The sequence below is a fragment of the Vibrio sp. M260118 genome (genome assembly GCF_036533755.1).
Taxonomy (GTDB): Bacteria; Pseudomonadota; Gammaproteobacteria; order Enterobacterales; family Vibrionaceae; genus Vibrio.
In genome coordinates this window covers 1-11982 of record NZ_JATABG010000071.1, presented here as the reverse complement: position 1 = coordinate 11982, position 11982 = coordinate 1, and the positions used below count along the sequence as shown (strand labels likewise).

Genomic DNA, 11982 nt, shown 5'->3' with positions numbered 1-11982 from the left:
GATGTCTAAGACACCAACAAACAAATTGTGGTGCCCGGAGGCGGAATCGAACCACCGACACGAGGATTTTCAATCCTCTGCTCTACCGACTGAGCTATCCGGGCGACGGAGCGCTATTAAACGGATTTTCGGTCTTGTCGTCAACTTGTTTTTAGAAAAAAATTCAAAAAAGTGGTTGAGTGCCGATTATTTAGGCGTTTTTGGTGGTTATGTTTTACCAGAGTTAAAATCCTTTTTGAATTTGGTAACTTTTTCAAGGTAGCGGCGTGCTTCTGCATTTGGATGTTTTTTGGTAAGCGCCCAGTAAACTTGGTTCGGCTGCAGCGAGTTAAGATCGCGCATTGCCCGCTTTCTGTCATTACGGTTGAAAGTGTTAAGTACCCCTCCAGTTCCACCGTTGTAGGCCGAAATCATACTGTACTCAAGCGAGAGAGGATGGTTAACATCTCTTAGGTAGCGGTTTTTCAAAATGTAGAAGTAGGCGGTCCCTGTATCGATATTGTTTTCCGGGTTAAATAGATATTCAGGTGATGGCTGGCCAGATTTTTTCTTAACGAGCTTAAAGACATCTTTTCCTGCGGTTTTAGGCACAACCTGCATCAAACCATAGGCATTGGCCCAGCTAACAGCGTAGGGGTTAAAGCTACTTTCAGTCTTTATGATGGCATAGATGAGATCTTCTGGAATGTCGTACTTGCGTGATGCGCGTTGAACGATATCAGCGTATTTGTAACTACGAATCTCAAACTGCTCTTCCACCATGGGAATCTCGACGTAGTAGGCTTTCTTAAAGTCGACATTCTTTACCTTGAGCTTATTCGCAATTAGGTAATCGGCAAACCGGTTAGCACGCCACGTCCACTGAATGGCTTTTTTGTCTTGATCGACGACTTGTCGGTAGAGAAAGGGCTGTCCTTCGAGCTTGATCTCTTTGGACGAAAAAAGGTCGACACTCGCCGGGTCATCAGGAGTCAGCAACGTGGTGACAATCGCGTTTTTAAGGTGTCTTTTAGGATCGGTTGGAGAAACTGTCTCTATAGTGATTAAGCCTTTGTCAAAGTTGACCTCGGAACGACTGAGATAGTTATCTATGTACTTTACGTAGTTACTTTTGCCCGCAAATTTGAGCTCTCCACGCCCCCAACGTTTTTCAATGTTGCCAGAAAAACTACTGATCAGTGCATCTAGGGCTACGGTGTCTTTTTCAAACTGACCAGGCAATTGTGCGAGGTTTTTAGCAAATCTATTGGTTGGCTCATAATTGACATCGTAGAGGCTTTCAACAAATTCTCGGCTACAACCAGTCATGGCTATTGCAACCCAAAAGTACACTAACTTTCTCATAACTCTCCTAAAAAAAAAGACATCACTGCAGGCAATGATGTCATTTTTCTGTTTCAACCGTGGCTTACTATTACTCACTTGGTGGAGTATAGCCTTCGATATGAACGTCTTTACCTTCGAACAAAAAGTTAACCATTTCCGTTTCGATCAACTTACGATGTTCAGGATCCATCATATTGAGTTTCTTTTCATTGATCAGCATGGTCTGTTTGTGTTGCCACTCTGCCCATGCTTCTTTTGAGATGTTATCAAAAATACGTTTGCCCAGTTCACCTGGATAAAGCTGAAAATCTAATCCATCGGCTTCTTTTTGTAGTCGAGCACAAAAAACAGTGCGGCTCATAACAATTCCTTAACAGTAATTAGTATTGAATTTCGAATGACAGGCTTTCCAGTAACTGTTTCACTGGGGCAGCTAAGCCAATCTCTTCAGGTTGCGATAAGTTATACCAAAGACCTTTGTTTGCTTCCATGACGACGTTAGGTTGCTTTGATAGGTCTACCAAAATTGGCGTAATATCGAGGTGGTAGTGACTGAACGTGTGACGAAAAGCGATCAGTTGATTTTGTTGTTTAATATCAGCCTGTTGGATTCCTCGGAGATCAATTTGGTGTTCAATATTAGCGTTATTGTGCTCTGGGAAGCAGAACAGGCCTCCCCAAATACCCGATTGTGGTCGCTGTTCTAGCCATACTTTGCCGTTGTGATGAAGCATTACAAACCAAGTCTCTTTGATTGGCTTGTCTTTTTTCGGTTTTTTGCCCGGATAATCGAGCGGGTTACCTTGTTTGTTGGCAATACAGTAAGACTCGACAGGGCATAAAGTACATTTAGGCTTGCTGCGAGTGCAGACCATAGCGCCCATATCCATCATGGCTTGGTTATATTTATCCACATCAACATCTGGCGTGTGCTCTTCAGCGTATTGCCAAAGTTTATTCTCTACTTTCTTTTGTCCCGGCCACCCTTCGACAGCAAAGCTACGGGCTAAGGTGCGCTTAACATTACCATCGAGAATCGCATGAGGTTGCTTGTATACTGATGACAGTATCGCGGCTGCAGTGGAACGACCAATGCCGGGTAGCGCGTTCATTTCGTCGATATCGAGTGGAAACTCTCCACCGTATTGCTCAGTGACGACTTTAGCGGCCTTGTGTAAGTTCCGTGCACGTGCGTAGTAGCCTAAGCCTGTCCATAAGTGTAAAACCTCATCTTGCTCTGCATTAGCGAGTTCCACAACTGTTGGGAAGCGTTCGAGGAAACGTTGGTAATAAGGAATAACTGTTGCTACTTGAGTTTGCTGTAGCATGATCTCTGAAAGCCACACGCTATAGGCAGTTTTATTTTGCTGCCAAGGTAGGCTTTTACGTCCATAGTTTTCGTACCATTCTAAGATGGCATTAGCGAAAGGGGTCACGATATGCTCGATATTATAGTTGTGTAATTAAACAAAATTGCATCATAAGTTGAGGGTATAGTACAACCGATAAACAGTAAGGGTATAAGTAATCTGCGCTTAATTGCTCTAAAAAACTTGCACCAATAGCAATTCTTTGGATAATCACAATCCCTTTGAGGCGAGACCATTTTTTAAACAGGCAATATCATGAGTGAAGTGACCACTAACGAGTATAACGAAGACGGTAAACTGATACGCAAAGTTCGCAGCTTTGTTCGACGCGAAGGTCGTTTGACCAAAGGTCAAGAAAACGCGATGAATGAATGCTGGCCGACTATGGGCATCGACTACCAAGAAAAGCTTCTTGATTGGAAAGAGGTGTTTGGTAACGATAACCCAGTCGTTTTAGAAATTGGTTTCGGCATGGGCGCATCGCTTGTAGAAATGGCGAAGAACGCACCAGAAAAGAACTTTATCGGTATTGAAGTGCACAGTCCTGGTGTGGGTGCGTGTCTTTCTGACGCGCGTGACGCAGGCATTACAAACCTACGCGTGATGTGTCACGATGCAGTAGAAGTTTTCGCTAACATGATCCCAGATAGCAGTTTGGCGACTTTACAGCTGTTTTTCCCTGACCCATGGCATAAGAAGCGCCATCACAAGCGCCGTATCGTTCAGCTAGATTTTGCAGAGATGGTACGTCAGAAGCTTATCGACGGTGAAGGTATTTTCCATATGGCGACTGACTGGGAAAATTACGCCGAGCACATGATTGAAGTCATGAATCAAGCGCCAGGTTTCGGAAATATCGCTGAAGACGGTGACTTTGTTCCTCGCCCAGATGAGCGTCCGCTAACAAAATTTGAAGCACGTGGTCACCGATTAGGTCACGGCGTTTGGGATATTAAGTATAAGCGCGTAAAATAAGCCTAACTAGTTGCTTTGCTATTGGCTTTCGATAGCAACAGATTGACGTGTAAACAGAAGCCAACATATCTATGTTGGCTTTTTTGACTTCATAAGAAAATAACAGTAACTCATTGATTTTGAGGTTGATGATGAAACCTACTCAGCAAATCTTGATTGATATCTTAGCCGAGGTACGCCCTCTTATTGGCCAAGGTAAAGTTGCCGATTACATTCCTGCTTTAGCTAATGTACCGGCTTCTAAGCTCGGCATTGCTGTATTTACCAATCAAGGTGAGGTGATCAAAGCAGGCGATGCGGATGAGGCTTTCTCGATTCAATCTATCTCCAAAGCGTTGAGCCTTACTTTGGCGATGTGCCTGTATAAGCCCGAAGAAATTTGGGCGCGCGTAGGCAAAGAGCCATCCGGTCAGGCATTCAACTCTTTAATCCAACTTGAGGTAGAGCAGGGGATCCCGCGCAATCCGTTTATTAATGCCGGAGCGATTGTCGTTGCAGACCTACTAAACAGCCGCCTATCGGCTCCTCGTCAGCGTTTGTTAGAGTTCGTACGCCAACTCTCAGGTGATACGCATATCTGCTATGACAAGGTGGTAGCGGCCTCTGAGATGATGCACAGTGACCGCAACGCAGCGATTGCCTACTTGATGCGCTCATTTGGCAATTTTGAAAATGATGTCATTCCGGTGCTTAATAATTACTTCCACGCATGTGCACTTAAGATGAGTTGTGTCGATCTCGCCAAAACCTTTAGCTATTTAGCTAACAAAGGTACCTCGGTTCAAACAGGTAAGCCTGTCATCACGTCAATCCAAACCAAGCAGTTGAATGCGTTGCTAGCGACATGCGGTTTATACGATGGTGCAGGAGAGTTTGCGTATCGAGTGGGTATGCCGGGTAAGTCGGGTGTGGGCGGTGGTATTGTCGCTGTTGTACCCGGTGAAATGACGATTGCCGTTTGGTCTCCAGAGCTTGACCAAGCGGGTAATTCTTTAGCCGGTACTAGAGCTTTAGAGTTATTAGCTGAGCGCATTGGTCGTTCGATTTTTTAGAGGTTTGAAGAACGCTTTGCTTCGAGATCGGGCTTCGTCCTTCGAGACAAATTGTCATTCCTTAGAGTGACGAAGGAGCGAGTAAGGAATCTCTATGGTTTTCGGCTTTCTATAAGAGATCCCCAACTCACTCGTTCCGCGTTCTTGAGGATGACAAACAATAAAGGGCTGGCGCAAAACGCCAACACTTTAAACTCTCCAGTTCTCCATAGGACGAAGTCCGTTCCAGCCTCCCGCATCCTATCTACGCTCTACTCTTCAACCATAAATGCTTCGAGCAAGTCATTGAGGAACAGTTTACCTTTTTCAGTGATTTGCCAGTGAGTGTCACTTTCATCGATGTAGCCCATCTCAATTGCCCAATCAATGGTCCCTTGAATAGCTTCAAAACCTAGCCCAGTGGTATCGAGGAAATCTTGTTTTGGACAGGCTTCGATAAGACGAAAGCGATTCATGAAGAACTCAAACGGACGATCTTCTAACGCGACTTCTTGCTCACTGTTTAAGTATGGTTTAACCATATTGTCGTAAGCAGCGAGATAGCCTTTGGGGTGTTTAATCTTAGTGGTACGAACTATGCGCCCATCAGCAAAGCTAATTTTTCCGTGAGAGCCACAACCAATGCCTAGGTAGTCACCAAAGCGCCAGTAGTTGAGGTTATGTTGACACTGATAGCCTGGCTTGCTGTAGCCAGAAATTTCATATTGCACATAACCGGCTTCGGCTAGCTTTTTATGCCCTAACTCAAAGATATCCCATAGATCGTCATCGTCGGGCAATGTTGGCTGCTTGTAGTAGAACATGGTGTTAGGTTCGATGGTCAGTTGATACCAAGATAGATGAGGAGGATCCAGCTCGATCGCTTTCTCAAGATCTTTAAGTGCTTGATCAACGGACTGATCCGGCAAGCCATGCATGAGATCTAAGTTAAAACTGTTGAGGCCAATTTTATGAGCTAATTTAGCAGCATTAACCGCTTCATCTTGGCCGTGAATACGCCCAAGCCTCTCTAACTTTTGCTGCTCAAAACTCTGTACCCCTACAGATATTCGAGTTACACCAGCGTGTTGATAACCTGCAAAACGTTCAGCTTCAATGGTGCCGGGGTTGGCTTCCATGGTAATTTCGATGCCGGATTTGAAGGGGATTCTTGTTTCGATCCCTTGTAGTAGCTCGGCGATCCCTTGCGGTGAAATCAGACTTGGCGTGCCGCCGCCGATAAAAATAGAGTGCAGTTGACGTTGGTTATCTGAGATTTGGTAGCGCTCAATATCAGCGTCCAAGTCTTGTAGTAGAGCCGCGATATATTCTTGCTCTGGAATATCCGCTTTGAGTGCGTGCGAGTTGAAGTCGCAATAAGGGCACTTTTGTACACACCACGGGATGTGTACATAAAGGCTCAATGCTGGTGGAATTAACTGGTTCATACTAGCTAAAGACGCTTACAGAGCTTGCTCAGACAGGGTAGCGAAAAGCTGTTTTAGTGCTTTACCACGGTGTGAAAGCTGCTTTTTTCGTGCTGGTTCTAGTTCCGCTGATGCGCAGTTATCTTCTGGAACATAGAACACAGGGTCGTAGCCAAATCCATTGTCGCCATGGGCTTTCGTTAGGATACGTCCTTCCCACTTACCATGACAGACGATTGGCGTTGGATCATTTTCGTGACGCATAAGTACCAATACACAATGGAAGCGAGCGCTACGCTCTTGATCTGGAACCCCTCTCATTGCTTCCAGTAGTTTCTCTAGGTTTTGCTGATCGCTTGCGTTTTCACCCGCGTAACGAGCCGAGTAGATACCGGGAGCGCCTTTGAGGAAATCAACTTCAAGGCCGGAATCATCTGCTATCGCTGCAAGGCCCGTCTCTTTGGCTGCATGGCGCGCCTTGATGATGGCATTTTCAATAAAGGTTGTTCCTGTCTCTGCTACGTCAGACACATTGAACTCGCTTTGAGCCACTACGTCGAAACCAAAGTCAGACAGTAAATCTGCCATTTCACGTACTTTTCCTTGGTTACCGGTCGCTAGAACAATTTTATTGCTTTTCATCGTATTGCCTTACTTGTAATTCGAGCGTCGAGTTTTACTCTTCGACATAAAATTTTTGGGTGAACTTTAATGTGCCAGCGCCTTTATTACCAGCGTTAACATCGATGTTGAAGGTAAGTTGCTCTTCGTCTGAGATGGCAAACTCAGCAAGATAGTAGATGGCGTTGCCTTCTTTCACTTCACGGAAACTTAACTTACGTGACTGACCAATAAGGTTTTTGGCGCTGCCCTTTATTTTAGCCGTTGTGGCTGGTTTACCGGCTTGTGAGTTATCTAACACACTAATGTTGATAATAGCCGAATAGCCATTGCGTTTAAGCTGATAGCTACGGGCGACTTGCGGAGTTAAAAATGTTGAATTGAATGCAGAGTAATGAACTTCAACATCTTTAATGTTTTTAAACTGGCCAGCCCAAGTCGGTAGGGCTAGGGCGCTAGCCAGAATGAGAGTGATCCATTTTTTCATAGTACTTCCTTTGAATTGGGTAAGTGCTCTGTATGAGAGCAAAGAAAAAGCCATCACAAGATGGCTTCTATCTCTTTAGGTATTTGGGATGGTGAGCTGATACGGACCTGTTTGTGTCTACCCAATTCACCTTTTTCTATTGTTATTAACCCCTTTGCTACCTTGAACTGCTTGGCGAGATATTTACTCAAATGAGCATTGGCCTTTCCATCAACAGGAGGCGCTGTAATGGCAATTTTTAGCTCTTCACCGTGCCTGCCTACAATCTTATCTCGACTGGCTTTCGGCTGGATGTAGAGCTTAATAACTAAGTCTTCGCCATCAAACCAAGCTGCTCGTGACATTATAGCTGGTACCAGATAGGACCGATCAGATCGCCCATCAAGAAGTTGGCGAATTGAAGTGCGATGAACAAGACTAGTACGCTTAAGTCAAAACCACCCATTGCTGGAATCACGCGGCGAATCGGCGCAAGCATTGGCTCGGTTAACTGATGGAAAACGTATTCAATTGGGCTGCGACCTTGGCTTACCCAGCTTAGGATAGCGCGGATCAGTAGCACCCAGAAAAGTAATCCACCTGCTGCTTTAACTAGCGATAGGGCACCAAAAATCAGGAAGCCAACATCAAATGCCGCCGCACCGTTAGACATGATAAATGTCAGCGCGACAAATTTTAGAACACATAGCACGTAAGCGAATAAAACTGTGGCCAGATCTAGGCTGCCGACGGAGGGGATCACACGGCGAAGTGGCGCTACAACTGGCTGAGTCGCTTTAACGATGAATTGCGAAAACGGGTTATAAAAGTCTGCACGGGCAGCTTGTAACCAAATACGTAAGATCACCACCATGATGTAGAGATCAAACAGGGTGGAAATCAGAAAACTCATTGAATTCATAGGTTACCCTTATTGTCTAGAGCCGAGTGCTCTGGTCATTAAAATAGTTTTTCCATCTCTTCAGCGCGAGAAACCGCTGCCTGCATGGCTTTGGCTACTATATCTGAAAGTTGATGTTGGTTGAATGTTCGTAGTGCTTCTGCGGTGGTACCACCTTTTGAAGTCACGTTCTCACGCAAGGTTGACAGTTCGGTGTCTGGATTGCCCTCAACCATGCTTGCTGCGCCAAGCGCAGACTGCTGAACCAGCAAGCGAGCTGTCTGCTTATCAAATCCTTGAGCTATAGCTTCAGCTTGCATCGCTTCCATGAACAGGAAGAAATACGCAGGCGCACTACCTGCTGCGGCGATAATATTGTTGATGCCTGATTCTTGCTCTACCCAACAGACTTTACCGCACGATTCCATAAGCGCCGCTGCAAAAGTTTTATCTTGTTGTGAGACTTTTTCTGGCGCATACAGTCCGCTCATGCCTAACCCTAATTGGGAAGGTGTATTTGGCATCACGCGCACTAGGCTAAGTTCTGCATCAAGCATTTGGTCGAAGCGAGCACTCTGAATGCCTGCAGCAATAGAGATGACTAATTTTTCGGACCAGTCGATACTTCGCAGCGGTTTACATACTTCTTCCATCATTTGCGGCTTTACCGATAGAACCACAACGTCTGCTTGCAGTGTAGCCTGAATGTTGTCACTGGTAGTACGAATACCAAATTCCTGCTCTAGTGGTAGTCGGCGAGTCTCTGATGGTGCTGTTGCGGTAATTAATTCTGCCGGATAACCATTGGCAACTAAGCCAGAGACGATAGCTCTAACCATGTTTCCTGCGCCAATAAAGGCAATCTTCTTGTGTTCCATTACTGGTTTAGTCCTTTCTTTTGAGCTGCTTATGCTTTGTTACTGTAATCTCGCGCGCCAAATATTGCGGTACCAATACGTACCATAGTGCTGCCAGCTTCAATTGCGGCTTGCATATCTCCACTCATGCCCATCGATAAGGTATCAATGTTTTGCTCAGGAAAGCGTTGTGCAAGTTTATCTTTTAGTTGTGCTAACTGAGTAAAGGCATCAAGCTGAGATGCATAGTCTGGCACATTGGCCGGGATCGACATCAATCCTCTTAAAGTGAGGTTCGGAAGGTGAGAAATCAACTCTGTTAGCTCAAAGATTTGATCATCACTAATGCCTGACTTAGAAGACTCACCACTGGTATTTACCTGAATCAATACCTGAATCGGAGCCATACCATCAGGCCTTTGGTCATTGAGTCGCTTAGCAATTTTAGCCCTATCAACGGTATGAACCCAAGCGAAGCTCTCGGCAACATGACGTGATTTATTCGACTGAATTGGGCCAATGAAGTGCCATTCCAGTTCTAGCTGTGGGTGGTGCTCTGCAAAATAGGCAACTTTGTCTGCCCCTTCTTGGACATAGTTTTCGCCGAAACTGACTTGCCCGGCTTGCGCTGCTTCTAAAATTGCCTCAACAGGCTTAGTCTTGCTTACCGCCAGAAGTTGCACTGTGTCTCGACCGCGTCCACACTTTTGTTGTGCTCTCTCAATCTGTGAGGTGATCTGTTCAATGTTTTGTTGAATACTAGTCATAGCAGATTTTACTTAAGGAATTTAAATGGATATCGCCGAATTACTGGATTTTAGTGTAAAGCATAATGCTTCAGATCTACATCTTTCTGCAGGAGTATCTCCAATGGTACGGATAGATGGTGAAGTAAGAAAGCTTGGCGTGCCAGCTTTTAGTCACTCAGACGTGCACCGTTTAGTGTTAGAAATTATGAATGATGCTCAGCGAAGTGAGTTTGAAGAGCGACTCGAAGTCGACTTTTCTTTTGAGTTACCTGACGTGGGTCGTTTCCGTGTTAATGCGTTTAACCAAGCCCGTGGCTGCGCTGCAGTGTTTCGAACCATTCCAACTGAGATTCCAACGTTAGAGCAGCTATCTGCGCCAGAGATTTTTGAGAACATCGCAAATATGGAGAAGGGTTTAGTGTTGGTGACTGGCCCTACGGGCTCAGGTAAATCAACCACCCTTGCCGCGATGGTCGACCATATTAACCGCAACCACAATAAGCACATCTTAACTATCGAAGATCCGATTGAATTTGTTCACAGCAACAATAAGTGCTTGATAAACCAGCGTGAGGTGCATCGAGATACGCACAGTTTTAACAATGCCCTACGCAGCGCACTGCGTGAAGATCCTGATGTTATTCTCGTAGGTGAACTACGTGACCAAGAGACGATTAGCCTAGCATTGACTGCAGCGGAAACTGGTCACTTGGTATTTGGTACCTTACATACGAGCTCTGCGGCTAAAACGATTGACCGTATCATTGATGTCTTCCCAGGCTCGGACAAAGAGATGGTTCGCTCAATGTTGTCTGAGTCTCTACGTGCCGTTATTGCGCAGAAGCTACTAAAACGTATTGGCGGAGGACGTGTTGCTTGTCATGAGATCATGATGGCGACGCCAGCCATTCGTAACTTGATCCGTGAAGATAAAGTCGCACAAATGATGTCCGTGATTCAAACCGGCGCCGCCCATGGCATGCAAACTATGGAACAAAATGCCAAAAAGTTGGTGGCTCAAGGTTTGGTTGAACAAGACGAAGTGGCGAAGAAAATCGAACTTGAAACATCAATGTTCTAACTAGAGGTAGTCGTTATGGATATTGATGCTTTTTTGCAGCAGATGATCGACCACAAAGCGTCTGATCTTTACATTACGGTCGGTGCGCCGATCCTTTATCGTGTTGATGGTGAACTCAAACCATCTGGAGATAAGCTTTCGCACGCAGTGGTGAGCTCTTTGCTCGACAGTATGATGGACCACGATCGTCAGCATGAGTTTCACTCAACCAAAGAGGCTAACTTTGCCATTGTGCGCCATTTTGGCCGCTTCCGTGTGTCGTCTTTCTACCAGCGAGAGTTGCCGGGCGCGGTGATTCGCCGTATTGAAACCAAAATTCCGACCTTTGAAGAGCTGAAGTTGCCGGATGTTTTGCAGAACCTTTCCGTTGCCAAACGCGGTTTGGTTCTAATCGTTGGAGTGACAGGATCGGGTAAATCAACCACCATGGCAGCGATGACCGGATTTCGCAACAGCAACAAAACCGGCCATATTTTGACCGTGGAAGACCCGATTGAGTTTGTTCATGAACACAACCGTTGTATCGTCACTCAGCGTGAAGTTGGGCTTGATACCGAAAGCTATGAAGTGGCACTGAAAAACTCACTACGTCAGGCCCCAGATATGATTCTGATCGGTGAAATTCGCAGCCGAGAGACGATGGAATATGCGATGACTTTCGCTGAAACGGGGCACCTTTGTATGGCGACGCTCCATGCCAATAATGCTAACCAAGCTTTAGAGCGCATTCTACATTTAGTGCCTAAAGAGCAAAAAGAACAATTCCTGTTTGATTTGTCGATGAATCTGCGCGGCGTAATTGGTCAGCAGTTAATTCGAGATAAAGATGGTCAAGGCCGTCATGGGGTATTTGAAATTCTTCTCAACAGCCCTCGCGTATCGGATCTCATTCGTCGTGGCGATCTGCATGAGCTGAAATCGACCATGGCAAAATCGAAAGAGATTGGAATGCAGACCTTCGATCAGGCGCTTTATCAATTAGTTGTTGATGATAAGATCAGTGAAGAGGATGCAATGCACAGCGCCGACTCTGCCAATGACTTGCGCATTATGCTCAAAACCCAACGGGGTGAGGTGTCTAATTCAGGTTCGTTGAGTGGTGTGAAGATAGATATGGATTAGAATTTCTAGTTTCTAGTTTCTAGTTTCTAGTTTCTAGTCCCTAGAAGGTTTAGGTC

The 11982-nt window shown here is 45.5% G+C and carries 14 protein-coding genes and 1 tRNA gene; 4 read left to right on the top strand and 11 right to left on the bottom strand.

Annotated features, from left to right (window positions below):
* Positions 1-28 precede the first annotated feature (28 nt).
* From QTO00_RS06725 to mutY, 4 genes are all read right to left on the bottom strand, one after another.
* Positions 29-104 (bottom strand) — tRNA-Phe (locus QTO00_RS06725).
* A 103-nt stretch (positions 105-207) separates the two neighbouring features.
* The gene (mltC, locus tag QTO00_RS06720) at positions 208-1344 is read right to left on the bottom strand and encodes a membrane-bound lytic murein transglycosylase MltC (RefSeq protein ID WP_331423820.1); all 1137 of its coding nucleotides are present in this window, start codon (positions 1342-1344) and stop codon (positions 208-210) included.
* Between the two features lie 70 nt (positions 1345-1414).
* Positions 1415-1687 (bottom strand): oxidative damage protection protein, encoded by a 273-nt coding sequence (locus QTO00_RS06715; protein ID WP_038208098.1) that lies wholly within the window; start codon positions 1685-1687, stop codon positions 1415-1417.
* A gap of 19 nt (positions 1688-1706) precedes the next feature.
* Positions 1707-2762, bottom strand: coding sequence for an A/G-specific adenine glycosylase (mutY, locus tag QTO00_RS06710; protein ID WP_331423819.1), 1056 nt, complete (start codon positions 2760-2762; stop codon positions 1707-1709).
* 189 nt (positions 2763-2951) lie between these two features.
* Between mutY and trmB the strand changes: the two genes are divergently transcribed.
* Positions 2952-3671: a tRNA (guanosine(46)-N7)-methyltransferase TrmB gene (trmB, locus tag QTO00_RS06705; protein ID WP_331423818.1), complete on the top strand. Its 720-nt coding sequence runs from the start codon at positions 2952-2954 to the stop codon at positions 3669-3671.
* 131 nt (positions 3672-3802) lie between these two features.
* Positions 3803-4723, top strand: a complete 921-nt coding sequence (glsB, locus tag QTO00_RS06700; RefSeq protein WP_331423822.1) for a glutaminase B — start codon at positions 3803-3805, stop codon at positions 4721-4723.
* Between the two features lie 251 nt (positions 4724-4974).
* Here the strand turns inward: glsB and hemW are convergent, their stop codons facing one another.
* From hemW to QTO00_RS06665, 7 genes are read right to left on the bottom strand one after another with little or no spacing between them, the layout of a single operon-like run.
* Positions 4975-6150 carry a radical SAM family heme chaperone HemW gene (hemW, locus tag QTO00_RS06695; protein ID WP_331423817.1) on the bottom strand — a complete coding sequence of 392 codons (1176 nt, stop codon included), beginning with the start codon at positions 6148-6150 and terminating at the stop codon, positions 4975-4977.
* Positions 6151-6165: 15 nt separating this feature from the next.
* On the bottom strand, positions 6166-6771 hold the full coding sequence (locus QTO00_RS06690; protein WP_331423815.1) for an XTP/dITP diphosphatase: 606 nt from the start codon (positions 6769-6771) through the stop codon (positions 6166-6168).
* Positions 6772-6805: 34 nt separating this feature from the next.
* Positions 6806-7237 (bottom strand): DUF4426 domain-containing protein, encoded by a 432-nt coding sequence (locus QTO00_RS06685; RefSeq protein ID WP_331423813.1) that lies wholly within the window; start codon positions 7235-7237, stop codon positions 6806-6808.
* A gap of 53 nt (positions 7238-7290) precedes the next feature.
* Positions 7291-7581 (bottom strand): DUF167 family protein YggU, encoded by a 291-nt coding sequence (gene yggU / locus QTO00_RS06680; protein ID WP_331423811.1) that lies wholly within the window; start codon positions 7579-7581, stop codon positions 7291-7293.
* Entirely contained in the window at positions 7581-8138 is a 558-nt protein-coding gene (locus QTO00_RS06675; RefSeq protein WP_331423809.1) for a YggT family protein, read from the bottom strand. Before QTO00_RS06675 ends, yggU begins: the two co-directional genes overlap by 1 nt.
* A gap of 38 nt (positions 8139-8176) precedes the next feature.
* The gene (gene proC, locus QTO00_RS06670) at positions 8177-8995 is read right to left on the bottom strand and encodes a pyrroline-5-carboxylate reductase (RefSeq protein ID WP_331423807.1); all 819 of its coding nucleotides are present in this window, start codon (positions 8993-8995) and stop codon (positions 8177-8179) included.
* A 29-nt stretch (positions 8996-9024) separates the two neighbouring features.
* The gene (locus QTO00_RS06665; protein ID WP_331423805.1) at positions 9025-9741 is read right to left on the bottom strand and encodes a YggS family pyridoxal phosphate-dependent enzyme; all 717 of its coding nucleotides are present in this window, start codon (positions 9739-9741) and stop codon (positions 9025-9027) included.
* A 25-nt stretch (positions 9742-9766) separates the two neighbouring features.
* Between QTO00_RS06665 and QTO00_RS06660 the strand changes: the two genes are divergently transcribed.
* Both QTO00_RS06660 and QTO00_RS06655 read left to right on the top strand, forming a co-directional pair.
* On the top strand, positions 9767-10804 hold the full coding sequence (locus QTO00_RS06660; protein WP_331423803.1) for a type IV pilus twitching motility protein PilT: 1038 nt from the start codon (positions 9767-9769) through the stop codon (positions 10802-10804).
* Between the two features lie 15 nt (positions 10805-10819).
* On the top strand, positions 10820-11926 hold the full coding sequence (locus QTO00_RS06655; RefSeq protein ID WP_331423801.1) for a PilT/PilU family type 4a pilus ATPase: 1107 nt from the start codon (positions 10820-10822) through the stop codon (positions 11924-11926).
* Positions 11927-11982 lie beyond the last annotated feature (56 nt).

Excerpts from the sequence above, each read along its gene's own strand:
- QTO00_RS06690 (WP_331423815.1), bottom strand. The coding sequence starts at position 6,771 with ATGAAAAGCAATAAAATTGTTCTAGCGACCGGTAACCAAGGAAAAGTA.
- QTO00_RS06715 (WP_038208098.1), bottom strand. The coding sequence starts at position 1,687 with ATGAGCCGCACTGTTTTTTGTGCTCGACTACAAAAAGAAGCCGATGGA.
- hemW (WP_331423817.1), bottom strand. The coding sequence starts at position 6,150 with ATGAACCAGTTAATTCCACCAGCATTGAGCCTTTATGTACACATCCCG.
- QTO00_RS06675 (WP_331423809.1), bottom strand. The coding sequence starts at position 8,138 with ATGAATTCAATGAGTTTTCTGATTTCCACCCTGTTTGATCTCTACATC.
- mltC (WP_331423820.1), bottom strand. The coding sequence starts at position 1,344 with ATGAGAAAGTTAGTGTACTTTTGGGTTGCAATAGCCATGACTGGTTGT.
- glsB (WP_331423822.1), top strand. The coding sequence starts at position 3,803 with ATGAAACCTACTCAGCAAATCTTGATTGATATCTTAGCCGAGGTACGC.
- proC (WP_331423807.1), bottom strand. The coding sequence starts at position 8,995 with ATGGAACACAAGAAGATTGCCTTTATTGGCGCAGGAAACATGGTTAGA.
- QTO00_RS06660 (WP_331423803.1), top strand. The coding sequence starts at position 9,767 with ATGGATATCGCCGAATTACTGGATTTTAGTGTAAAGCATAATGCTTCA.
- QTO00_RS06685 (WP_331423813.1), bottom strand. The coding sequence starts at position 7,237 with ATGAAAAAATGGATCACTCTCATTCTGGCTAGCGCCCTAGCCCTACCG.
- QTO00_RS06665 (WP_331423805.1), bottom strand. The coding sequence starts at position 9,741 with ATGACTAGTATTCAACAAAACATTGAACAGATCACCTCACAGATTGAG.
- yggU (WP_331423811.1), bottom strand. The coding sequence starts at position 7,581 with ATGTCACGAGCAGCTTGGTTTGATGGCGAAGACTTAGTTATTAAGCTC.
- QTO00_RS06655 (WP_331423801.1), top strand. The coding sequence starts at position 10,820 with ATGGATATTGATGCTTTTTTGCAGCAGATGATCGACCACAAAGCGTCT.
- trmB (WP_331423818.1), top strand. The coding sequence starts at position 2,952 with ATGAGTGAAGTGACCACTAACGAGTATAACGAAGACGGTAAACTGATA.